The sequence below is a fragment of the Streptomyces achromogenes genome (assembly GCF_030816715.1).
Lineage (GTDB): Bacteria > Actinomycetota > Actinomycetes > Streptomycetales > Streptomycetaceae > Streptomyces > Streptomyces achromogenes_A.
In genome coordinates this window covers 7,987,536-8,013,746 of sequence record NZ_JAUSYH010000001.1, presented here as the reverse complement: position 1 = coordinate 8,013,746, position 26,211 = coordinate 7,987,536, and the positions used below count along the sequence as shown (strand labels likewise).

The following is a 26,211-nucleotide window of genomic DNA, read 5'->3' as shown; positions in this document are numbered from 1 at the left end:
GACCTGCGGGGTGCTCATGCGTCCCCCAGCTCGCGGTCGATCAGGTCGAAGAGGTCGCCCGCCGTCTCGACGTCGGCGAGCTCGTCGTCCCGTGCGGCGGGGACGGCGGCGGCCACGACGGGTTCGCCCTGCCAGCGGGAGAGCAGCTCGCGCAGCCGGGCGGTGACCTTCTCGTGGTCCTCACCGGCCATGTCGGCGTCCGCCAGGGAGCCCTCCAGGCGGTCCATCTCCGCGAGGAGGGCCTGCGCGGTGCCGGGCGGCTCGGGCAGGGGCAGTTCGTTCAGCAGGTACCGGGCCTGGGCCAGGGCGGTCGGGTAGTCGAAGACGAGGGTGGCGGGCAGCCGCAGGCCGGTGGCGGCGCCGAGCCGGTTGCGCAGCTCGACCGCCGTCAGTGAGTCGAAGCCCAGCTCCTGGAAGGTCTGTTCGGGATCGATGTCGGCCGCCGAGCCGTGTCCGAGGACGGCGGCGGCCTGCTCGGCGACCACGTCGAGGAGGAGCTGGTCGCGGTCCGCGGAGGACAGCGGAGCCAGCCGGTCGGCCAGCGACTGAGGAGTCCCCGTGACTTGAGCGGTCCCGGCAGCCGTGGCGCGGCGCCGGGCGGGGGTGCGGACCAGGCCGCGCAGGAGCACCGGCAGGACGTCGTGGTGTTCGCGCAGCGCGGCCGGGTCCAGGTCCATCGGCAGCAGTGCGGCCCGGTCGGTGCCGGCGGCGGCGTCCAGGAGCCGCATGCCGGTGGTGGCGTCGAGCGGCACCATGCCGGTACGGGCGTGCCGTTCGCGGTCGGCGTCGCCGAGTTCTCCGGTCATGCCCGCCTCGGGCAGCCAGCTGCCCCAGGCGAGCGACACGGCGGGCAGGCCCTGGGATCGGCGGTGCTGTGCGAAGGCGTCCAGGAAGGCGTTGGCGGCCGAGTAGTTGGCCTGTCCCGCTCCGCCGAACGTGCCGGCGACGGAGGAGAAGACCACGAACCGGGCGAGGTCGAGGTCGCGGGTCAGTTCGTGCAGCGCGATCACGGCGTCGGCCTTGGGACGCAGCGCCTCGTCCAGTCGGTCCGGTGTCATCGAGGACAGCACGCCGTCCGCGAGGACACCCGCGGTGTGGACCACGGCCGTCAGCGGCCGGTCGGCGGGGACGCCCGCGAGGAGCGCGGCGAGCGCGGTGCGGTCGGCCACGTCGCAGGCGGCCACCGTGACGTCGGCTCCCAACCGGGCGAGTTCGTCGCGCAGTTGGGCGGCGCCGGGCGCGTCCGGGCCGCGCCGGCCGGCGATCAGCAGGTGCCGTACACCGTGCTCTGCGACGAGGTGACGGGCTGTGATGCGGCCGAGTCCGCCGAGTCCGCCGGTCAGCAGGACCGTGCCGGCCGGGTCGGGCTCGGCCGGCAGGGTCAGCACGACCTTGCCGATGTGCCGTGCCTGGCTGACGAACCGGAAGGCGTCGGGTGCCCTGCGCACGTCCCATACGGCCATCGGCAGCGGCCTGAGAACGCCGCGGCCGAACAGGTCGGCCAGGTCGGCCAGGATCTCGCCGATCCGGTCGGGGCCGGCCTCGACCAGGTCGAACGCCCGGTAGACGACGCCGGGATGATCGGCGGCGATCTGTCCGGCGTCGCGTACGTCGGTCTTGCCCATCTCCAGGAAGCGGCCGCCGCGCGGCAGCAGCCGCAGGGAGGCGTCGACGAACTCCCGGGCCAGCGAGTCGAGGACGACGTCGAAACCGCGGCCGCCGGTGGCGGTGCGCAGCCGCTCCTCGAAGCCGAGGTCGCGGGAGGAGGCGGTATGGGCGTCGTCGAGGCCGGCGGCGCGCAGCGCGTCCCACTTGGCGGGTGAGGCGGTTCCGTAGACCTCGGCGCCGAGGTGCCTGGCGAGCTGGACGGCGGCCGAGCCGACGCCGCCGGCCGCCGCGTGCACGAGCACGCTCTCGCCGGGCTCGAGTCCGGCGAGGTCGACCAGCGCGTAGTAGGCGGTGAGGTAGGCGATGGGGACGGTCGCGGCCTCGGCGAAGCTCCAGCCCTTCGGGATCCGCGTGACCATCCGGGCGTCGGCGACCGCGACGGGCCCGAAGGCGCCGGCGAACATGCCCATCACCCGGTCCCCGGGGGCGAGGACCGTCACCTCGGCGCCGACCCCGGTGACCACGCCGGCGCCCTCCAGGCCGATCGCGGTGGCGTCGCCGGGGTACATGCCGAGCGCGGTGAGGACGTCGCGGAAGTTGACGCCGGCGGCGCGCATCGAGATGCGCACCTCGTTGGGGGCGAGCGCCGCGTCGGCCTCCGGGCAGGCCTCGAGACGCAGGCCGTCCAGGCTGCCCTTGTGTTCCACGCCGAGCCGCCAGGCGCCGGCGCCGGCGGGCGGGAGGAGGGCGCGGTCGGCGGCCAGCGGGACGATGTGCGGTGCGGCCACCGTCCCGTCCCGGACGACGAGTTCGAACGCGGTGTCGCCGAGCGCGGCGGGCAGTGCCCCCGCCGAGGCGTCGCCGCCGTCGGTGTCGGCGAGGACGAAACGGCCCGGGTTCTCGGTGCGGGCGGCCCGCACGAGGCCCCAGACCGCGGCCTGCGCCGGGTCGGCCGGCCGGGGGTCCGCGGGGACGGCGTCACGGGTGACGACGGCGAGCCGGGCGTGCGCGAACACCGGGTCGTCCGCCCACTGCCGGACGACGGCGAGAGCCTCGGCGAGGGTCGCGCGGGTCGCGTCGACGAGACCTGCGGCGTCGCCCGGGACGTCCGCCGTGACGGGCACGGCGTACAGGACGGTGTCGGGCACCGCCCCGGCCTCCGCCAGGGCGTCGAGGCCTGGGACGCGGCGCACGGTGTGACCGGCGGCGCGCAGGGCGCCGGCCAGTGCCTCCGCCTCGTCCGCGCCGACGATCGTCCAGGCGGCCGGCGCGACGGCGGCCGGCGCGGCCACCGGCTGCCAGTCCAGTTCGTACAGGCCCTGACGGTCCGCGGCTCCGACGGTGGAGCCCGCCAGATCGCCGGTCAGCTCGCGCAGGGTGAGCGAGCCGACCGATCCGACCGGGCGGCCCGTCGGGTCGGCGAGGGCGAGGCCGACGGCCTCCGGGCCTTCCTGGACCATCCGCAGCCGCAGCGCCGAGGCGCCGACGGCGTCCAGGCGCACGTCGCTCCACGAGAAGGGCAGCCGTCCGGCGTCCTTCATGGGCACGAACATCACGGCGTGCAGCGCGGCGTCGAGCAGAGCCGGGTGCAGGTCGAAGGCGTCGGCGGCCGGGGCGGCGTCCGCGGGCAGCTCGACCTCGGCGAACACCTCGTCGCCGCGCGTCCAGACCCGGGTCAGCCCCTGGAACAGCGGGCCGTAGAGGTGGCCGCGGTCGGCGAACGCCTCGTAGAAGCCGTCGAGCGGGACCTCCGTGCCGTGCTCGGGAGGCCAGACGGTGAAGTCGTACGGTGCGGCCGCCGGTTCGGCGGCGGCGGTGAGCAGACCGCCGGCGTGCAGGGTCCACGGTGTGCCGGCCTCGGCGGCGTCGGGCCGGCCGTGCACGGTCAGGGGGCGGGCGCCGGTGGCGTCCGGGGCCTCCACCCGTACCTGGACCTGGACGCCGCCCTGGGCGGGCAGGGTGAGCGGGGCCAGGATCGTCAGCTCCGCGACCTGTTCGCAGCCGGTCCGGGCGCCGGCGTGCAGGGCCAGGTCGAGGAACCCGGTCGCCGGGAACAGGGCGGTGCTGGTGAGCGCGTGGTCCCTGAGCCACGGGCTGCTGCCGAGCGCGAGCCGGCCGGTGAGGACATGGGTGTCGCCGTCGGCCAGTTCCACGGCCGCGCCGAGCAGGGGGTGGCTGCTCGCGCCCAGCCCGGCGGAGGTGACGTCGCCGAGGAGCCGGGGCGGCCTGGGCCAGAAGCGCCGGCGCTGGAAGGGGTACGTGGGCAGCTGCACGGTGCGGGCGGCGGCGCCGTCGAACAGTCGCGGCCAGTCCACCGGCAGGCCGTGCGTGAAGGCCTGGGCGACGGCGTCGAGCAGCGTCTCGCGCTCGGCGCGGTCCTTGCGCAGCGACGGCACGAGGAGGACGCCTTCGGCGTCCGGCAGGCAGCTCTGCGCCATCGCGGTGAGGGTGCCGTCGGGGCCGACCTCCAGGAACCGGTCGACACCGTGCTCGGCGAGCCAGCGGACGCCGTCGGCGAAGCGGACGGCCTCCCGTACATGGCGCACCCAGTACTCCGGGTCCTGGAGTTCGCCGCCGGCGGCGCTCCCGGTGACGTGGGAGACCACCGCCATCCGGGGCGCCTCGTAGGCGATGCCCGCGGCGACCTCGCGGAACGCGTCGAGCATCGGCTCCATGAGCGGGGAGTGGAAGGCGTGGCTGACCCGCAGCCTGGTGGTGCGTCGCCCGTCGGCGGCGAGGCGCGCCGCGATGCCGGTGACCGAGTCCTCGGCGCCCGAGACGACCACCGAACGCGGGCCGTTCACCGCGGCGATGCCCGCGTCGCGGAGCCCCTCCAGCAGGGGCCGTACCTCGTCCTCGGTGGCTTCGAGCGCGAACATCGCGCCCCCTGGGGGGAGTTCCTGCATGAGCCGGCCGCGGGCGGTGACCAGGGCGCAGGCGTCCTTCAGGGAGAACACTCCGGCGACATGGGCCGCGGCGATCTCGCCGACGGAGTGGCCGGCGACGTGGTCCGGGCGGACGCCCCACGACTCCAGCAGGCGGTACAGGGCCACTTCGACGGCGAACAGCGCGGGCTGGGTCCACTCGGTGCGGCCCAGCTGCTCGGCTTCGCCGCCGAGGACGAGGTCGCGCAGTTCGTCGCCGAGGTGGGCGCAGACGGCGTCGAAGGCGTCCGCGTAGACCGGGAACGCTTCGTACAGTCCGCGTCCCATGCCCGGGCGCTGGGCGCCCTGTCCGGAGAAGAGGAAGGCGGTCCTGCCCTCGCCGCGGCGGACGCCGGTGACGATGTGCGGTCCGCTCTCGCCGGAGGCGATCAGCCGCAGTCCGTCGGTCAGCGCCGTCCGGTCGGCGCCGAGGACGACGGCGCGGTGTTCGAAGGCGGTGCGGGTCGCGGCGAGTGACAGGCCGATGTCGGCGACGCTCGTGTCGGGCGACTCCCGCAGGTGCTCGAGGAGTCGGGCCGCCTGGTCGCGCAGGGCGTCACGGCTGCGTGCGGTGAGGACCCAGGGGGCGGGCGGGGCGTCCGCGTCGCCGGCGTCGGACGTGTCGTGCGGTGCCTCGGCGACGCCCTCCAGGATGACGTGCGCGTTCGTGCCGCTGATACCGAACGACGACACACCCGCACGCCGCGGACGCCCGCCCTCCTCCTCCCAGACCCGCGCCGCCCTCACCAACTCCACCGCACCCGCCGACCAGTCCACATGCGACGACGGCTCATCCACATGCAACGTCGCCGGCACCACACCCGACCGCATCGCCAGCACCATCTTCATCACACCCGCCACACCCGCACCCGCCTGCGTATGACCCACATTCGACTTCACCGACCCCAACCACAACGGCCGATCCACCGAACGCCCCTGACCATAGGTCGCCAGCAACGCCTGCGCCTCGATCGGATCACCCAACCGCGTCCCCGTACCGTGCGCCTCCACCACATCCACATCCACCGCGGACACACCCGCGTCCGCCAACGCCGCCCGGATCACCCGCTGCTGCGACGGACCGTTCGGCGCACTCAACCCGTTCGACGCACCATCCTGATTCACCGCCGAACCCCGCACCACCGCCAACACCGGATGCCCCAGCCGACGCGCATCGGACAACCGCTCCACCAACAGCAGACCACCCCCCTCCGAGAACCCCGTCCCGTCCGCCGCCTCAGCGAACGCCTTGCACCGACCGTCCACCGCCAACCCCTGCTGACGACTGAAGTCCACGAACAGACCGGGTGAGGCCATGACCGTGACGCCGCCGGCGAGGGCGAGGTCGCATTCGCCGCTGCGCAGGGACTGTGCGGCGAGGTGCAGGGCCACGAGGGAGGCGGAGCAGGCGGTGTCCACGGTGACCGCCGGGCCTTCCAGCCCGAAGGTGTAGGACAGCCGGCCGGAGACGACGCTGGCGGCGTTGCCGGTGAGCATGTAGCCCTCGAAGTCCTCGCCCGATGCGGCGAGCATTCCGGTGTAGTCCTGGCCGTTGGTGCCGGCGAACACTCCGGTCCGGCTGCCGCGCAGCGACCGCGGATCGATCCCCGCCCGCTCGAACGTCTCCCACGCCATTTCCAGCAGGAGCCGCTGCTGGGGGTCCATCGCCACGGCCTCGCGCGGCGAGATGTTGAAGAACGCCGGGTCGAATCCGCCCGCGTCGCTGAGGAATCCGCCGGTCCGGGTGTAGACGGCGCCGGCCTTCCCGGGCTCGGGGTGATAGAGGGCGTCGAGATCCCAGCCGCGGTCCTCGGGGAAGGGGACGAGGCCCTCTTCGCCGTCCAGGAGCATCCGCCACAGCTGGTCGGGGGTGCTGATGCCGCCGGGGAACCGGCAGCCCATGGCGACGACGGCGATCGGGTCGTCGTCGGCCACGGTGCGGCGCGGGGCTTCGTCCGGCGCGGCGGGTGCGGTGTCGTCGGCGACCTGGGTGAGCAGGAAGTCGGCCAGCGCCCGGCAGTCGGGGTGGTCGAAGACGAGGGTGCTCGGCAGGCGCAGGCCGGTGACGCGGTTCATGCCATTGCGCAGTTCGATGGCGCTGAGCGAGTCGATGCCGAGGTCGGTGAAGGGACGTTCGGGTTCGACGGCGTCGGCCGAGGGGTATCCGAGGACGCTCGCGACATGTCCGCGCACGATCTCCAGGGCGGCGCCGGCCCGTTCGTAGTCGGGCAGGGCCGTCAGGTGGGCGTGGAGCGACGACACCTCGGCCGCCACCGTCGCGTCCTGCGGCGCGGTCTGCAACGCCCGCCGTGCGGCGGGGAGTTCGTCGAGGAGACGGGTCGGCCGCGGGGCGGTGAAAGACAGCGCGTAGGTGTCCCAGCGCAGGTCGGTGACGACGACGTGGGTGTCGCCGAGGTCGAGGGCACGGCCGAGGGCCTCGCAGGCCTCGGCGGTGCCCATGGGGTGCACTCCGTAACGGCGCATGCGGTCGCCGGCGGCGTCTCCCACCATGCCGCCCTCGGCCCACAGGCCCCAGGAGACGGCCGTGGCGGGAAGGCCGGCGGCTCGGCGTTCGGCGGCGAGGGCGTCGAGATACGCGTTGCCGGGAGCGTAGTTGCCGAGTCCCGCGCCGCCCAGGACGCCCGCGGTGGAGGAGAACATGACGAAGGCGGAGAGACCGAGGTCGCGGGTGAGTTCGTGCAGGGCCCGGGCGGCGGTGGCCTTGCCGCGCAGGACCGGTTCCATACGGTCGGCGCCGAGCGATTCGATCACACCGTCGTCGAGGGCGCCGGCGACGTGGAACACCGCGTCCAGCGGCTGGTCCGCGGGGAGTGCGGCGAGCAGGCGGGCGAGGGCGGTCCGGTCGGACACGTCACAGGCCGCGAGGGTGACGTCGACTCCCCGGGCGGTGAGTTCGTCCCGCAGGCCGACGGCGCCCGGCGCGTCGGCGCCGCGGCGGCCCGCCAGCACGAGGCGGGTCGCGCCGCGGTCGGCGAGCCAACGGGCGACGTGACCGCCCAGGGCTCCCGTGCCCCCGGTGACCAGGACGGTTCCGCGGGGCTTCCAGGGCTCGGCAAGGACGTCCGCGCCCGGGGCGTGGACCAGCCGGCGGCCGTGGGCGCCCGTGGCGCGCAGCGCGATCTGGTCCTCCTGGCCGGGGTGGGCGAGGACGGCGGTCAGGCGGGCGGCGGAGCGGGCGTCGAGGTCGGCGGGCAGATCGATCAGACCGCCCCAGCGCTCGGCGTGCTCCATGGCGGCGACCCGGCCGAAGCCCCAGACGAGGGCCTGGGAGGCGTCCGGCGCGGGGTCGGCCGCGCCCACCGCGACGGCGCCACGGGTCGCGCACCACAGGGGTGCGTCGACGCCGAGGTCGCCGAGTGCCTGCACCAGGGCGAGCGTCGAGGCGAGACCGATCGGGACGGCGGGGTGGGCGGGGTGGTCGCGGGTGTCGAGTGCGAGCAGGGAGAGCAGGCCGTCGACGCGTCCCGTGTCCTGGTCGGCGGTGAGGAGGCCCGCGAGGGTGGCCCGGTCGGCGTCGCCGTCCGGCAGGACGATCCGCCGGACCGTGCCGGCGCCGCCCGCGGCCAGCGCGTCGGCGACCGCGTCGGCGACCGCGGTGTGGCCGGCGGCGTCGGCGGGGGCGAGCAGCAGCCAGGTTCCGGTGAGGGCGGACGGCCCGGGGTCGAGCGGCGTGAAGGCGACGCGGTAGCGCAGGGCGTCGGTGGTGGCCAGTGCCCGGCGGGCGCGCCGCCAGCTGCCCAGCGCGGGCAGCACGGTGCTGAGCGGGGCGTCGGCGGGCAGGTCGAGGGCGTCGGTCAGGCTCTCCAGGTCCTCCTGCTCCACGGTCTGCCAGAAGCGGGCCTCGACGGAGTCGGCCGTGAGCCCGCCGTCGGCGGCGAGGTCGGCGGCGACCGCCTCCCGCAGGTTCGGCCAGTAACGCCGGTGCTCGAACGGGTAGGTGGGCAGGTCGGTGCGGGTGGCGCCGGTGCCGGCGAAGAGGGCTTCGAAGTCGATGCCGACGCCGTGCACGTGGGCCTCGGCGAGCGCGTGGAGGAACTGCCGGAGGTCGCCCCGCTCGCGTCGCAGGGAGCCGAGGACGGCGCCGTCCGTTCCGGCCGCTTCGAGGGTGTCACGCAGTCCGACGGCGAGCACGGGATGCGGTCCGACCTCGACGAAGGTGCGGTGTCCGGCGGCGATCAGGCCGCGCACGGCCTCCTCGAAGCGGACGGTCTCGCGCAGGTTGGCGTACCAGTAGTCGGCGGTCAGCGCGGTGGTGTCGATCCAGTCGCCGGTGAGGGAGGAGCGGAAGGGGATGTCCGCCTCCCGCGGCGTGATGCCGTCCAGTGCGGCGAGGACGGTGTCCCGGATCGCCTCGACCTGCGCGGAGTGCGACCCGTAGTCCACGTTGACCTTGCGGGCCCGGATGCCGTCACCGGTGAGCGCGGCGTGCAGTTCGTCCAGCGCGCCGGCCTCGCCGGAGACGACGACGGACGCGGGTCCGTTGACGGCCGCGACGGCGAGCCGGTCCGCCCACGGCGCCATGCGGGCGCGGGTGTCGTCGGCCGGCAGCGGCACGGACATCATGCCCCCGGCGCCGGCGATCGCGGTGATGGCCCGGCTGCGCAGGGCGACGACGCGGGCGCCGTCCTCCAGACTCAGGGCGCCGGCGACGCACGCGGCCGCGATCTCGCCCTGGGAGTGTCCGACGACGGCGGCCGGACGGACGCCGTGAGCCCGCCACAGGGCGGCGGTCGCCACCATGACGGCCCACAGGGCGGGCTGGACGACGTCGACGCGGCCGAGGTCGGCGCCGTCCTCGTCGCCCCGCAGCACCGCCGTCAGGGACCAGTCGACGTGCGGGGCGAGCGCCTGCTCGCACCGGTCGATCCACTCGGCGAACACCGTTGATTCGTCGAGGAGTTCGCGTGCCATGCCGACCCACTGGGCGCCCTGTCCCGGAAAGACCAGCACGGGGTCGTCGCCTCCGGGGACGGCCGCGCCGACCACCGCCGGCGCGCTGAGCGGTCCGTCGGCGGCGAGCGCGGCGAGCGTCTCGGCGAGCCGGTCCGCGTCGTCGGCCAGGACGGCGGCGCGGTGGGCGAAGGAGGCACGGCCGACGGCGAGGGTGTAGCCGAGGTCGGTGAGCGAGGTGCCGGGCCGGGCACGCAGGTGGGCGCGCAGCCGGACGGCCTGGGCGCGCAGCGCGGCGGGCGTGCGGGCGGACAGCAGCACGGGGACGGCGGGCAGCGCGGCCCGCTCGGCGGGCAACGCCGGCGCGTCGGGGGCCTGCTCGACGATGACGTGCGCGTTGGTGCCGCTCATACCGAAGGAGGACACCCCGGCGCGGCGGGCGCGGCCGGTGACGGGCCAGGGTCGTTCCTCGCTCAGCAGCCGGACCTGACCGGCGCTCCAGTCGACGTGCGGGGTCGGGTCGTCCGCGTACAGGGTGCGCGGCAGGATCCCTTCGCGCAGGGCCATGACCATCTTGATGACGCCGCCGACGCCCGCGGCGGCCTGGCTGTGCCCGATGTTGGACTTCAACGAGCCCAGCCACAGCGGCCGGTCCTCGTCGCGGTCCTGACCGTAGGCCGCGATCAGCGCCTGGGCCTCGATGGGGTCGCCGAGGGTGGTTCCGGTGCCGTGCGCCTCCACGGCGTCCACGTCCTTGGGGGACAGCCCCGCCGCCGCCAGTGCCTGCCGGATGACCCGCTGCTGCGACGGCCCGTTGGGGGCGGTCAGACCGTTGGACGCGCCGTCCTGGTTGAGGGCGGATCCGCGGACGACGGCGAGCACCTGGTGACCGTTGCGGCGCGCGTCGGAGAGGCGTTCCAGGACGATCATGCCGACGCCCTCGGCCCAGCTCGCGCCGTCGGCGTCCGCGGAGAACGGCTTGCAGCGGCCGTCCTCCGCGAGGGCGCGCTGACGGCTGAACTCGATGAGCGAGCCCGGCGTCGACATCACGGTGACGCCGCCGGCCAGGGCGAGCTCGCACTCTCCCTGGCGCAGCGACTGGGCGGCCAGGTGCAGGGCGACCAGGGAGGAGGAGCAGGCGGTGTCGACGGAGACGGCCGGGCCTTCCAGACCGAGGGCGTAGGAGATGCGGCCGGACAGCACGCTGGGTGAGTTGCCGGTGCCGACGTAGCCCTCGAAGTTGTCGTCGGAAGCGGCGAGGATCGTCACGTAGTCCTGGTAGGTGACGCCGGCGAAGACGCCGGTGTCGGAGCCGCGGGCGGCGACGGGGTCGACGCCTGCGCGCTCCAGGGCCTCCCAGGACACCTCGAGGAGCAGACGCTGCTGGGGGTCCATGGCGAGGGCCTCGCGCGGACTGATCGCGAAGAACGCCGGGTCGAAGCTGCTCGCGTCGTGGAGGAAGCCGCCTTCCCGGGTGTAGACCGTGCCCGGGTGGTCGGGGTCGGGGTGGTAGAGCCGCTCGGGATTCCAGTTGCGGTCGGTGGGCAGGGGCGAGATGCCGTCCACTCCGGCGCGCACCAGGTCCCACAGGTCCTCGGGCCCGGCGATGCCGCCGGGGTAGCGGCAGGCCATGCCGACGACCGCGATCGGGTCGTCGTCGACGGCACGGCGGACGCGGGCGGGCACTCCGGCGACGGCGGCGCCGAACAGGTCGTCGGCGAGGTGCCGGGCGAGGACGGCCGGCGTCGGATGGTCGAAGACGAGGGTGGCGGGCAGGGTGACGCCGAGGGCGGCGCTGAGGGCGTTGCGCAGTTCGACCGCGGTCAGGGAGGTGAGGCCGAGGTCGGTGAAGGGTCTGGCGGGTTCGACCTCGTCGGGACCGCTGTGGCCGAGTACGGCGGCGACCCGGTCCCGGACGGTGGCGAGGAGTGAGCGCTCGCGTTCCGCGGCCGGCCGGCCGGCGAGCCGTTCGAGGAGGCTCCCGGGGGGCTGGGTGCGGGCGGCGGCCCGGCGGCGGCCCGGTTCCGCGACGGGCGCGCTCTGCGGGCGGGCGGCGGCCGCGGAGGTCGCGGTCGCCCCGGGTACCGGCCGCAGCAGCAGCGACCCGACGGTGAGAACGGGGTCGCCGACCGCGTCGGCTGCGGTGAGGGACAGTGTGTCCGCCCCGCTGCGTTCCAGGCGGACGCGGAGCGTCGTGGCGCCGGTGGCGAACAGCCGGACCGCGCCCGCGGAGAACAGCACGCGGCCCTCGCCCAGGCCGTCGAACGTCCCGAGGCCGAGCGGGTGCAGGGCGGCGTCGAGCAGGGCCGGGTGCAGGTCGTGGCGGCCGGCGTCGGCCGTGGCGGACTCGGGGAGCGCGACCTCGGCGTACACGGCGGTCCGGTCCCGCCAGGCTGCCGTCAGGCCCTGGAAGACGGGCCCGTAGTCGAGACCGGCCTCCCGCAGCCGCGTGTACAGCCCCCGGGTGTCCAGTTCCTCGGCGCCGGGCGGCGGCCATGCCGTCAGGTCGTGGTCCGGGGCCGGTTCGGTCTGCGCCGTGAGGACACCGGTGGCGTGCCGGTTCCACGCGGCGCCGGTGTCGGCGGCCGGGCGTGCGTGGACGGCGAAGGCACGATCGCCTCGGGCGTCGGGCGCGTCCACGCGGATCTGCAGGGCGACGGCGTCGTGCTCGGGCAGTGACAGCGGGCGTTCCAGGACCAGTTCCCGAACCTGCGGGCAGCCCGCGTGGGCGCCGACGGCGAGGGCGAGCTCGAGGAAGGCGGTGCTCGGGACGACGGCCGTGCCGCCGATACGGTGGGCGGCGAGCCAGCTCGCGGCCCGGGTGCCGAGGCGGCCGGTGAACAGCAGGGAGTCGTCGACGGCGGACGGGACGACCGCGCCGAGCAGGGGGTGGCCCGCGGGCATGAGTCCGGCGGCGGCCGGGTCGCCCCCCGCCGCCCCCGCCTCGATCCAGTACGGGCGGTGCTGGAAGGCGTAGGTGGGCAGCTCCACCGGGCGGGCGCCGGGCGCGGCGGCGTCGAGCACGGCGCGCCGGTCGACGGGTGCGCCGTGGGCGTGCAGGGCGCCGACCGCGGTCAGGAACGTCTCCGCCTCGTCGCGGTCGTCGCGCAGCGTGGGCACGGCGAGCGGCGCGCCGCCCTGCCAGGATCCCTGTGCCAGGGCGGTCAGGGTGGTGTCGGGGCCGAGTTCGACGAGGCGGACGACGCCTTGCTCCTCCAGGGCGGCGACCGCGTCGGCGAACCGTACGGCGTGCCGCACGTGCCGCACCCAGTACGCGGCGTCCGTCAGCTGGCCGGGTTCGGCGACGCGGCCGGTGAGGTCGGAGACGACGGGGATGTGCGGCTCGGTGTAGGCGACGGTGTCCGCGACGGCCCGGAAGTCGTCGAGCATCGGCTGCATGCGCGGCGAGTGGAAGGCGTGACCGACCCGCAGCCGGGTGGTCTTGCGGCCCTGCGCCGCGAAGTGGGCGGCGACGGCGAGAGCGGCGTCCTCGTCGCCGGAGACGACCACGGACCGGGGTCCGTTGACGGCCGCCACCCCGATGGCCTCCTCGCACCCGGCGAGCAGCGGCAGGACCTCGTCCTCGGACGCCTGGAGGGCGATCATCGCGCCGCCCTCGGGCAGCGCCTGCATCAGCCTGCCGCGGGCGGCGACCAGGCGGCAGGCGTCGGGCAGGCTGAACACCCCGGCCACGTGGGCGGCGGCTATCTCGCCCACGGAGTGGCCGATCAGGTGGGTGGGCCGCGCCCCGAACGACTCCAGGAGGCGGAAGAGGGCGACCTCCACGGCGAACAGGGCGGGCTGGGCGTACTCGGTGCGGTTCAGGGTGTCGGCGTCGCCCTCGTGCACCATCTCGGCGAGAGGCCGTGCGAGGAGCCCGTCGAAGTGCCCGCAGACGGCGTCGAAGGCGTCGGCGTACACGGGGAACGCGTCGTGCAGCCCGCGGCCCATCCCCGGGCGCTGGGTGCCCTGTCCGGCGAACAGGAACGCGGTGCCGCCCCCGCTCAGGGTGTCCCCGGTGACCACGGCGGGGTTCGTCTCTCCCGAGGCGAGCGCACGGAGTCCGGCCAGCAGTGCGGCGCGGTCGGAGCCGGTGACGACGGCGCGGTGTTCGAGCGGCGCGCGCGTGAAGGCGAGCGAGTGGGCGACGTCGGCGGCGTCCAGAAGCGGGCGCTGTTCCAGGTGGGCGAGGAGGCGGCTCGCCTGGTCACGCAGGGCGGGCGCGCTGCGCGCCGCCAACAGCCACGGCAGCGCGGTCCGTTGGCGGTCCGTTCCGCCGGGGCGGGGGGCACTCGGCTCGCGCCCGGCAGCGGCCGGTTCGGCGAGGACGACGTGTGCGTTGGTGCCGGAGACGCCGAACGCGGAGACACCGGCACGGCGGGTTCGGTCGCCGGCGTGCCAGGCCACGGCCTCGTCCAGGAGGCGGACCCGACCGGTGTTCCAGTCGACGCGGGAGGAGGGGCGGCCGGCGTGCAGGGTGGCCGGCAGCATCCCGTTGCGCAGGGCGAGGACCATCTTGATGACGCCGACGGCTCCGGCCGCGGCCTGGGTGTGGCCCAGGTTGGACTTGACGGAGCCCAGCCACAGCGGCCGGTCCTCGTCGCGGTCCTGGCCGTAGGCCGCGATCAGCGCCTGGGCCTCGATGGGGTCGCCGAGGGTGGTTCCGGTGCCGTGCGCCTCCACGGCGTCCACGTCCTTGGGGGACAGCCCCGCCGCCGCCAGCGCCTGCCGGATGACCCGCTGCTGCGACGGCCCGTTGGGGGCGGTCAGACCGTTGGACGCGCCGTCCTGGTTGACGGCGGTCCCCTCGACGACGGCCAGCACACGGTGACCGTTGCGCCGCGCGTCGGACAGCCGCTCCACGACGAGGATGCCGACACCCTCGGCCCAGCCTGTGCCGTCGGCCTCCTCAGAGAACGCCTTGCACCGGCCGTCCGGGGCCAGTCCGCCCTGAAGGCTGAACTCGACGAAGGCGCCCGGGTCGGCCATGACCGTCACGCCCCCGGCGAGGGCCAGGTCGCTCTCGCCGGACCGCAGCGACTGCGCGGCCAGGTGCAGGGCGACCAGGGAGGAGGAGCAGGCGGTGTCGACGGTGACGGCCGGACCCTCGAGTCCGAGGGAGTAGGCGATGCGGCCGGAGACCACACTGCCCGCCTGACCGGTCAGCAGATGTCCGCCGAGGCCCTCGGGGATCTCCGTCAGACCGGTGGCGTAGCCGGAACTGCCGGCGCCGACGAAGACGCCGGTGCGCGAGCCCTTGAGCGCGGTGGGGTCGATGCCGGCGAACTCCAGCGCCTCCCAGGAGGTTTCCAGCACCAGCCGCTGCTGCGGGTCGAGCGCCTGCGCCTCGCGGGGGCTGATGCCGAAGAACGCGGCGTCGAAGGCGGAGGCCCGGGTCAGGAAGCCGCCGGAACGGGTGTCGCTGACCTGGAGCAGGGACGTCAGGTCCCAGCCGCGGTCCTCGGGGAACCCGCCGACGGTGTCGCCGCCCGCGGCCAGCAGCTCCCACAGCCGGTCGGGGCCGTCGATGCCACCGGGCAGCCGGCAGCCCATGCCGACGATGACCACGGGGTCGGTGTCGGCGATCCGCGCCGTGACCTCGTGCCGGACCTCCACGGTCCCGAACAGCACGTCCCGGAGGTGCTCGGCGACGGCGAGCGGCGTGGGATGGTCGAAGACCAGCGTGGTCGGCAGCGGGACGCCGGTCTCGGCGGTGAGGTCGTCGCGCAGTTCGACCGCGGTCAGCGAGTCGAAGCCCATGTCGCGGAAGGCCCGTCCCACGGTGACCGCGGCCGGGTCGGCGTGGCCGAGCGCGGCGGCGGCACGACGGCACACCAGGTCGAGCAGGCCGGCCTCGCGCTCCTCCGCGGTGAGCGGTGCGAGGCGCTCGCGCAGCGTGCTGCCCGCCTCCGTGACGGCTCCGTCCGCGGCCGGGGCCGCGGCCGTGCCGGCCGGCACGGCGAGCAGAGGGCTGGGACGGCCGGTGGTGAAGGCGGCCAGGAACCGCTCCCAGTCCACGTCGGCCACGACCACGGTCGTGTCCCGGCCGGCCAGTGCGCACTCGAGCGAGGTCAGCGCGGCAGCGGGATCGAGCGGCCGCAGCCCCCTGCGGATCAGCAGCTTCGCCGCCTCCTCGTCGGCGGCCATGCCGGTGTCGCCCCACGGCCCCCAGGCCACGGAGGTGCCGGCCAGGCCGCGGGCGCGACGGCGCTCGACCAGCGCGTCCAGGTGGGCGTTGGCGGCGGCGTACGCGGCCTGCCCCCCGCTCCCCCAGACGCCGGCTATCGAGGAGAACGTCACGAAGGCCGACAGCCCGCTGTCACGGGTCAGTTCGTCGAGGTGGTCGGCGGCCACGGCCTTGGCCCGCAGCACGGCCGCGAGCCGGTCGGGCGAGCAGGCGGCGATGACGTCGTCGTCGAGGACGCCCGCACAGTGCAGCACCGCGTCCACGGGGTGCTCGGCGAGGAGCCGCTCGACCGCGTCCCGGTCGCCCATGTCGCAGGCCACCACGGACACCCGCGCGCCGAGCTCGGCGAGTTGCGCGCGCAGCTCGTCCGCGCCGGGCGCCTGGGGCCCACGACGGCCGGTCAGCACCAGCTCGCGCGCCCCGCGCCCGACGGCCCAGTGCGCGACACGCGCACCGAGGGCGCCGGTGCCGCCGGTGATCAGGACACGTTCCGGGGACGTCCACTCCCCCGTGCCGGCGGGGACGGGAGCGGGCACGAGCCTGCGGGCGTAGGCCTGGGCGCCGCGCACCGCCACCTGGTCCTCGTCGGCGGCCTCCAGAACGGCGGCGGCCCGAGCGAGGGCGCGTCGGTCCGGCCGTGCGGGCAGGTCGAGCAGACCACCCCAGACATCCGGATGTTCGAGCGCGGCGACCCGCCCGAGGCCCCACACGGAGGCTGCTCCGGGCTCGATCGCGGCCTCGGTCCCGGCTCCCACGGCCACGGCGCCGCTGGTGACGATCCACAGCCGCGCGCTGAGCCCGGCGTCACCGTGGGCCTGCACCAGGGCAAGCGCGCTGTCCACACCCGGCAGGCACGAGAGCACACCGGCGACGGGAACGCCGTCGGCCATGGCCGCGCCGAACAGATCGCGCAGAACCGTGCGTTCCCTGCCGGTGGCGCAGACCACGCGCTCGACTCCCGGCACGAACTCCTCGATGCCGGGCAGTGCCTCGTCGTCACCGGCCTGCAGCAGCAGCCAGCGACCGCTGACCGTCCGCTCGACTCCCGTCGCCAGACGATCCCAACGGACGCGGTAGCGCAGCGAATCCACGGCGGTCCGTTCGAGCTGAGCACGCCGCCATTCCGTCAGCGCCGGGACGACACCGTTCAGTTCTCCGCCGCCGAGGCCGAGGAACCCGGCGAGTCCATCGGCGTCACCCTGATCGACGGCAGCCCAGAACGCGGCCTCCCCGGCCGTCACCACGTCCGTCGCCGCAAGGGCCCTCTTCTTCACCTCGGGCCAGTACCGGGTGCGCTGGAAGGCGTACGTGGGCAGCGGCGCGGGGCGCACGCCGGCGAAGAACCCGCCCCAGCGGACGGGAAGTCCGCAGGCGTACTGAGCGGCCATCGCCGCGAACAAGCCGTCGACTTCGGGGCGGCCCTTGCGCTGCACGGGAACGCAGAGGACACCGTCCCCGAGAGCGGCACGGGCGAGCGCGGTGAGGGTGGAGTCGGGGCCGATCTCCAGGAACCGCGTCACGCCCTCGCCGGCCAGCACACCCATCCCGTCGGCGAAACGCACCGCCTCACGCACATGCCGCACCCAGTACCCCGCCGACGCCAACTCGCCCTCCACCGCGAGCCGCCCGGACACGTTCGACACCAACGGAATCACCGGAGAGCCATAGGCGATCCCCTCCGCGACCTCACGGAAGGCCTCCAGCATCGGCTCCATCAACGGCGAGTGGAACGCGTGCGACACCCGCAGACGAGACGTCCGACGACCTCGCGCCTTCAACTCCGCAGCGATCTCGGTGACGGCCGCCTCGACACCCGCGATCACCACCGCACACGGGCCGTTCACCGCAGCGACCGACACCTCCGCCCCACGGCCCTCCAGGAGTGGCAGAACCTCGTCCTCGGACGCCTGCAGAGCGACCATCGCGCCACCCCCGGGCAACCCCTGCATCAACCGCCCCCGCGCCACCACCAGAGCACACGCGTCCTCCAGACAGAACACACCCGCCACATGCGCGGCAGCGATCTCACCGACCGAATGCCCCATCAGGAAATCAGGACGCACCCCGAACGACTCCACCAGACGGAACAACGCCACCTCGACCGCGAACAACGCAGGCTGCGCCCACTCCGTACGCTCCAGCCGCTCCACGTCCCCACCGAACACAACCTCCCGCAACCCACCGCCCACCCGCGCACACACCGCGTCGAACGCCTCCGCGAACACCGGGAACGACACATACAACTCACGCCCCATCCCCACCCGCTGCGCACCCTGACCCGCGAACAAGAACGCCGTCCGACCTTCGCCCACCGTTCCGGTGACGGCATGAGGGTCGGCTTCTCCTGCCGCCAACGTTTCGAGGGCGTGGAGGAGTTCGGTGCGGTCCCGGCCCCAGACGACGGCCCGGTCCTCGAACGCGGTACGCGTCGCGACGAGGGCGGCGCCCACCTCCGCGCAGTCGATGCCGGGGGTGGACCGCACGGCGTCCAGCAGACGGCCGGCTTGTGAGCGCAGAGCGTCGGCGCCGCGTCCGGACAGCACCCACGGCACCACCGGCAGACCCTCACCCGCACCCGCGCCCTCGCCCTCGCCGTCCCCCTCAACCTCGTCCACCGGCTCGGCAGGGGCCTGTTCGAGGATGACGTGCGCGTTGGTGCCGGACAGACCGAACGACGACACCCCCGCACGCCGCACACGCCCACCCTCCCCGGGCCACGGCTGCCGTTGCGTCAGCAGCCGCACGTCCCCGGCCGACCAGTCCACATGCGACGACGGCTCACCCACATGCAACGTCGCCGGCAACACCCCATGACGCAACGCCTGCACCATCTTGATCACACCAGCCACACCCGCAGCCGCCTGCGTATGACCCACATTCGACTTCACCGACCCCAACCACAACGGCCGGCCAGACGGACGACCCTGGCCGTAAGCGGCAAGAAGCGCCTGCGCCTCGATCGGATCACCCAACCGCGTCCCCGTACCATGCGCCTCCACCACATCCACATCCACCGCCGACAACCCCGCCGACCCCAACGCCGCACGAATCACCCGCTGCTGCGACGGACCGTTCGGAGCCGTCAACCCATTCGACGCACCATCCTGATTCACCGCCGAACCCCGCACCACCGCCAACACCCGATGCCCCAACCGACGCGCATCCGACAACCGCTCCACCAACAGCACCCCGACCCCCTCACCCCACCCCGTACCATCCGCACCCTCACCGAACGCCCTGCACCGACCATCCGCCGCCAACCCACCCTGACGACCGAACTCCACGAAAGCACCCGGCGTCGACATCACCGTCACACCACCCGCCAGCGCCAGATCACACTCCCCCGACCGCAACGCCTGCCCCGCCAGATGCAACGCCACCAACGACGACGAACACGCCGTGTCCACCGTCACCGCCGGACCCTCAAGACCCAGCACATACGACACCCGGCCCGACGCCACACTCGCCGCGTTCCCCGTGCCGACATACCCCCCGAAGTCACCCTCCGACACACTCAACAACGCCGGATAGTCCTGACCGTTCGTCCCCACGAACACACCCGTACGACTCCCCCGCAACGACCGGGGATCCACCCCCGCCCGCTCCACCGCCTCCCACGACACCTCCAGCAACAACCGCTGCTGCGGATCCATCGCCAACGCCTCACGCGGCGACACCCCGAAGAACTCCGCGTCGAACTGACCGACATCGGACAGGAAGCCACCGTGCGCGGTGTGGCTGGCGTAGGGGTTGTCCGGGTCAGGGGCGAAGAGCAGGTCGAGGTCCCAGCCGCGGTCGGTGGGGAAGTCGCCGATGCCCTCGCGGCCGTCCGCGAGCAGCTCCCAGAACTGCTCCGGGGTCTCCACACCACCGGGGAAACGACAGGCCATGCCCACGATCGCCACCGGCTCGTCCACCGCGATCGCGGTGGTCCCGTACGACGTGGCGGCAGCGGCGGCCTCCTCCCCGAACAACTCGGCGTGGAGGAACGCCGCCAGCGCCTGCGGGGTCGGATGGTCGAAGACCACCGTCGCCGGGAGGCCGACACCCGACACGGAGGCCAGGACATTGCGCAGCTCCACCGCGATCAACGAGTCCACGCCCAGGTCGCGGAAGGCCCGCTCCGCGCCGACCTGTTCGGTGCCGGTGTGTCCGAGTGCCGCCGCGGCCCGGGCGCGGACCTCTGTGACGAGCTCCCGCAGGCGCGCCTCAGGGGCGAAGCCGCGCAGACGCGCCTGGAGTCCGGTCGTGACGGTCTCGGCGGTGACCTGGGGTCCGACCGGGGCGCGGTACACCTCTCCGAGGAACGAGCTGTGCCGGACCGCTGTGAAGGCGGCGCCGAAACGGCTCCAGTCGACGTCGGCCACGAAGGCCGTGGCAGCCGCGTCCCCAGCGGCGGCGGCGAGGGCGTCCAGGGCCCGGTCGGGGTCGAGGAGGCCCACGCCGCCTCTCGTCTGCCGGCCCTCCGCGTCGGCGTCGGCGGCCATGCCGCCGCCTGCCCACGGCCCCCAGGCGATCGAGGTGGCGGGCAGCCCCTCGCTCCTGCGCCGCTCCGCGAGGGCGTCCAACAGGGCGTTGGCGGCGGCGTAGTTGGCCTGTCCGGCGGAGCCGACCGTGCCGGCGAAGGACGAGAAGAGGACGAAGGCGGAGAGCTCGCGGTTGCGGGTCAGCTCGTCCAGGTTGCGTGCGCCGGCGGCCTTGGCGGCGAAGACCTTCTTGAAGGCGGCCGGCGTCAGGCCGTCGAGGACGCCGTCCTCCAGCACCCCTGCCGTGTGGACGACCGCGTCGACAGGGTGGGCGTCGAGCAGCGCGCGCAATGCCTTACGGTTCGTCAGATCCAGTGCTGCGAACGTCACTTCGACGCCGGCGTCGAGCAGTTCGCCGCGCAGGTCCTCGGCGCCCGGCGCCCGGTCCCCGTTGCGGCTGACCAGGATCAGGTGCGCGGCGCCCGCCCGGGCGGCCCACCGGGCCACTCTGGCGCCCAGCGCGCCTGTGCCGCCGGTCACCAGCACCGTGCCGGACGGCTGCCAGGCGGATTCCAATGCGGGAGAGGCCGGAACCAGGCGGCGGCCCAGGAGTCCGCGGGAGCGGACCGCGACCTGGTCCTCGCGCGGGCCTGCGGCCGTCGCGCCGTCGGCGAGCAGGGTGACCAGCCGGGCGGCCGAACGCCGGTCCAGGGTCGCGGGCAGGTCCACGAGACCGCCCCAGCGGTCGGGGTGTTCCAGGGCGACGACGCGTCCCAGGCCCCAGACGGCGGCCTGGTCGGGTTCCGGGGCCGGATCGCCGGCCGTGGCGGTGACGGCTTCCCGGGTCATGGTCCACAGCGGCGCCGGGACAGCGGCGTCTCCGAGGGCCTGGACGAGTACCGTGGTCGCGAGAACACCGTCGGGCACGTCCGCGTTCCCCCCGCGCTCCAGGGCGAGGGTGGAGACGACGCCGGCGACCGGGGCGTCGCCGACGGCCACGGCGATACGTCGCGCCAACTCGGCCCGGCCGTCGCTGTGGTGGTGCTCGACGGCGACCAGTTCCGCACCGGCGTCGTGCAGTGCGCCGGTCAGGGCGCCGTCCCAGCCGTCCGCGCCGGCCGACGACACGGGCCGCAGGAACAGCCAGCGCCCGGACAGCCGCGCGCCCTCGGGCAGGCCGGCGACCGTACGCCAGACGACACGGTGGTGCAGGCCGTCGACGGCGACGGCCGAGCCGTCCTCGGCGTAGGAACGCTCCAGCCAGAACCGGTCGCGGTGGAAGGCGTACGTGGGCAGCTCGACCGTCCGCGCCGCCGGAAGGAGCGTGGACCACGCCACCGCCGCGCCGCTCACATGCAGTCGCGCGAGGGCCGTCACGAAGTGCCGGGACTCCTCACCGTCCTTGCGGAGGACCGGCGCGTACAGCGCGTCGTCCGCCGCGTTGTTCTGCGCGAGTGCGGTGAGGGTGGAGTCGGGGCCGATCTCCAGGAAACGGGTCACGCCCTCGCCGGCCAGCACACCCATCCCGTCGGCGAAACGCACCGCCTCACGCACATGCCGCACCCAGTACCCCGCCGAAGCCAACTCGCCCTCCACCGCGAGCCGCCCGGACACGTTCGACACCAACGGAATCACCGGAGAGTCATAGGCGATCCCCTCCGCGACCGTGCGGAAGGCCTCCAGCATCGGCTCCATCAACGGCGAGTGGAACGCGTGCGACACCCGCAGACGAGAAGTCCGACGCCCCTGCGCCCTGAACTGATCGGCGATCGCGGTGACGGCCGCCTCGACACCCGCGATCACCACCGCACGCGGGCCGTTCACCGCAGCGACCGACACCTCCGCCCCACGGCCCTCCAGGAGTGGCAGAACCTCGTCCTCGGACGCCTGCAGAGCGACCATCGCGCCACCCCCGGGCAACGCCTGCATCAACCGGCCCCGCGCCACCACCAGAGCACACGCGTCCTCCAGACAGAACACACCCGCCACATGCGCGGCAGCGATCTCACCGACCGAATGCCCCATCAGGAAATCAGGACGCACCCCGAACGACTCCACCAGACGGAACAACGCCACCTCGACCGCGAACAACGCAGGCTGCGCCCACTCCGTACGCTCCAGCCGCTCCACGTCCCCACCGAACACGACGTCCCGCAACCCACCGCCCACCTGCGCACACACCGCGTCGAACGCCTCCGCGAACACCGGGAACGACACATACAACTCACGCCCCATCCCCACCCGCTGCGCACCCTGACCCGCGAACAAGAACGCCGTCCGACCACCCCGGGTCGTCCCGATCGTGGTGCGCGCGTCGGGCCCGCCCGTGGCCAACGCGGAGAGTCCGGCGAGGAGTTCGGCGCGGTCGTGGCCCTGGAGCACGGCGCGGGCCTCGAAGGCGGTGCGGGTGGTGGCCAGGGAGGCCGCCAGGTCGTAGAGGTCGGTGTCCGGGCGCTCGGTCAGGTGGGCGGCCAGACGACCCGCCTGGCCCCGCAGCGCGGTCTCGTCGCGGGCGGACAGGAGCCACGGCAGGACCGGGAGGGCGGTACGGGGTTCCGGTTCCGGGGTGGTCTCGTCCGCGGCGGGTTCGGGAGCCTGCTCGATGACGGCGTGCGCGTTGGTGCCGGAGACGCCGAACGCGGAGACTCCGACTCGGTGCGGGTGGTCGACGTGCGGCCAGTCGACGGGCCCGGTGAGCAACCGGACGTGACCCGCGCTCCAGTCGACGTGGTGCGAGGGACGATCGGCGTGCAGGGTGGGCGGCAGGACGCCGTGCCGTAGCGCGAGGACGGACTTGATGACGCCGACGACGCCCGCTGCGGCCTGGGTGTGGCCGATGTTGGATTTCGCCGAGCCGAGCCACAGCGGCCGGTCGGCGGTACGGCCCTGGCCGTAGGTGGCGAGCAGCGCCTGGGCCTCGATGGGGTCGCCGAGCGAGGTGCCCGTGCCGTGGGCCTCCACGGCGTCGATCTCGGACGCGGGCAGGCCGGCGTTGGCGAGGGCGGCGAGGATGACGCGCTGCTGGGCCAGGCCGTTGGGGGCCGTGAGGCCGTTGGAGGCGCCGTCCTGGTTGACCGCGCTGCCGCGCAGCACCGCCAGCACCTGATGGCCGTTGCGGCGGGCGTCGGAGAGCCGTTCGACGACGATCGTCCCGGCGCCCTCGGCCCAGCCCGTCCCGTCCGCGTCGTCGGAGAAGGCCTTGCAGCGGCCGTCGCCGGCCAGGCCGCCCTGCTGCTCGAACTCGACGAAGGCGCCGGGGCTGGACATGACGGTGACACCGCCGACGACGGCGAGAGAGCACTCGCCGGAGCGCAGCGACTGGGCGGCCAGGTGCAGGGCGACCAGGGAGGACGAGCAGGCGGTGTCGACGGTGACGGCCGGGCCCTCCAGCCCGAGGGTGTAGGCGACACGGCCGGAGAGGACCGACATGGAGTTGCCGGTGAGCAGATGACCCCGGACGTCGTCGGGGATTTCGCGCAGCCCGGAGGTGTAGCCCTGGTCGCTGCACCCGACGAACACCCCCGAGCGGCTGCCCCGCAGGGTGGTGGGATCGATGCCGGCACGCTCGAAGGCTTCCCAGACCACTTCGAGCAGCAGACGCTGCTGCGGGTCCATCGCGAGCGCCTCGCGCGGGGAGATGCCGAAGAAGGCGGGGTCGAACCGGTCGGCGTCGTCGAGGAAACCGCCACGGCGACGCCCGGCGGCGCCGTGGTCCGGGCCGGGCGCGGTGGACCAGCCCCGGTCGGCGGGCCAGTCGGTCACCGCGTCGGCCCCGTCGATCAGCAGGTCCCAGAAGTCGTCGGGTGTGCGGACGCCGCCGGGCAGGCGGCAGCTCATGCCGACGATGGCGACGGGCTCCTGCTCGCGGGCCTCCAGCTGCCGCAACCGGCGGCGGGTGTTGTGGAGATCCACGGTGACCCGCTTGAGGTAGTCCCGAAGCTGCGCTTCATTCGTCATGGACTGCCCCCATGCTGATCGGTTCTGTGACGGAACGTGTCCCCGCGCGTGGTCGGCGGGCCCTGTGGGCGCCCGACTGCCGGTGTACTCCTCGAGCGGTGGGGACAGCATGACCCGGCCCGGGAGCCTTTCTCGGCACCCGGCCGGGTTCTCTGGGGAAACCCTTGGAAATCATGAGCCCGCCGCCATTCACGCAGGCCGGAGCAATGGCCGGTCGGACGGCCCGGACGTGCCGGGGCCCCGGACAGCCGTTTCTTCCACGGAAGTTCGGGGCCCGGGCTGCTCAGACGTACGGCGGTGGGGCGCCCCGGGCCAGCACGGTGTACAGGACCGCGAAGGCGTCCTGAAGTGCCGTCAGGGCGTCGGGGATGCGCCAGGCGGCGCGGTCGCGGGGGCCGACGGCGTTGGAGACGGTGCGCAGTTCCAGCAGCGGGACGCCGTGGACGGCGGCGGCCTCGGCGACGCCGAAGCCCTCCATCGCCTCGGCCGCGGCTCCGTGGCGTTGCCGTAGACGCTGGGCGCGTTCCGCGGTACCGGTGACGGTGGAGACGGTCAGGACGGGGGCGTGGACGGCGCCGAGGACCCGGGCGACGGCGGCGGAGAGGTGGGGTGCGCAGGCGTGCTCGGAGACTCCGAAGCCGAGGCAGTCCATGGAGAGGAATCCGTCGGGGGTCTCGCAGCCGAGGTCGGCGGCGATGACGCGGTCGGCGACGACGACGGAACCGACGTCGGCGACCGGCACGAAGCCCCCCGCGATGCCTGTCGAGACGACCAGGTGGTACCGGTCGCCCCGGACGGCCGCCGCGGTGAGTGCCGCGTCGGTCGCCGCGGCCGCGGCGGCGGGGCCCACTCCCCCTGCCGTCAGGTCGGCGACGAGCTGCCGGTGACGGACGGGACCCTGCCCCGCCGCCGTGCGGTCGGCCCGCTCCGACGAGGCGTCCCCGGTGCAGTCGATCCGGAGCATCTCGCGGCCCGGCAGGGCGCCGCACTCGACCGCCGCGGCAGGGCCCAGACCTCGCGCGACGGCGTCGCGTTCGGCTCGTACCGCGGTGACGACGAGGAGGCGTACGGCGGTCATGACGAGAGCTGGACGTGCCCGTGATCGCCTATGACGAGGCGGTGGGTGGCAGGCAGTCCGGGGGCGACGGCGACTTTGACGTTGCGGCCGACGAGGGACGCCGCCACACGCCGGATCCGGTCGAAGGACGACTCCCGCAGCACGATCGAGTACTCGATCTCGCTGTGGGAGATACGGCAGTTCTCCGCGACCGACGTGGAGGGGCCCACGTACGAGTCGCTGACGACGCTGCCGGCGCCGATGATCACGGGACCGACGATGCGGGAGCGCCGGACCTCGGCGCCCGCCTCGATCCGGACGCGTCCGATGATCTCGCTCTCGTCGTCGACGTAGCCGTTGACGCAGGGCTGGAGGCGTTCGAGGAGGGTGCGGTTGACCTCCAGCATGTCGGTGACGTTGCCGGTGTCCTTCCAGTAACCGGTGATGACCGTGGAGCGGACCTCCATTCCCTGGTCGATCATCCACTGCAGCGCGTCGGTGATCTCCAACTCGCCGCGGGGGGACGGCTGGACGGCCCGCACCGCTTCGTGGACGGCCGCCGTGAAGAGGTACACGCCTGCGACGGCGAGATCGCTGCGCGGCTTGCGCGGTTTCTCCTCGAGCACGAGGACGTTGCCGTTGTCGTCGGTGACCGCCACGCCGAAGGCCGTCGGATTGCTCACCCGGGTGAGCAGCACCTGGGCGTCGCGTGGGTCCTTGCGGAACTCCTCGACGACGTCGGTGATGCCGTCGAGCACGAAGTTGTCACCGAGGTACATGACGAAGTCGTCGTCGCCCAGGAAGGATTCGGCGATGAGCACCGCGTGGGCGAGCCCCAGGGGTTCGCTCTGCGGGATGTAGGTGACGGTCAGGCCGAAGGCGGAGCCGTCACCGACGGCTGCCTCGATCTCCGGGGCGGTGCTGCCGACGATGACACCGACGTCGGTGATGCCCGCCGCGGCGATGGATTCGAGACCGTAGAAGAGGATCGGTTTGTTGGCGACCGGGACCAATTGCTTGCTGGACGTGTGGGTGATCGGTCGCAGTCGTGAACCTGATCCCCCCGCGAGCACGAGAGCCTTCACTGTTCCATCCAGGTGA

General features: G+C 74.2%; 3 protein-coding genes. All 3 read right to left on the bottom strand.

All coding sequences use genetic code 11. The annotated features are described in order from the left end of the window. Positions 1-14: 14 nt before the first annotated feature. The 3 genes from QF032_RS35480 to QF032_RS35470 all read right to left on the bottom strand — a co-directional run bounded on the left by QF032_RS35480 (position 15) and on the right by QF032_RS35470 (position 26,195). On the bottom strand, positions 15-24,053 hold the full coding sequence (locus tag QF032_RS35480; protein WP_307059293.1) for a type I polyketide synthase: 24,039 nt from the start codon (positions 24,051-24,053) through the stop codon (positions 15-17). A gap of 283 nt (positions 24,054-24,336) precedes the next feature. Next, entirely contained in the window at positions 24,337-25,131 is a 795-nt protein-coding gene (locus tag QF032_RS35475) for a futalosine hydrolase (RefSeq protein WP_307059291.1), read from the bottom strand. Continuing rightward, positions 25,128-26,195, bottom strand: coding sequence for a glucose-1-phosphate thymidylyltransferase (locus QF032_RS35470; protein WP_306946474.1), 1,068 nt, complete (start codon positions 26,193-26,195; stop codon positions 25,128-25,130). The genes QF032_RS35475 and QF032_RS35470 overlap by 4 nt, the downstream gene beginning before the upstream one ends. Positions 26,196-26,211: the final 16 nt, after the last annotated feature.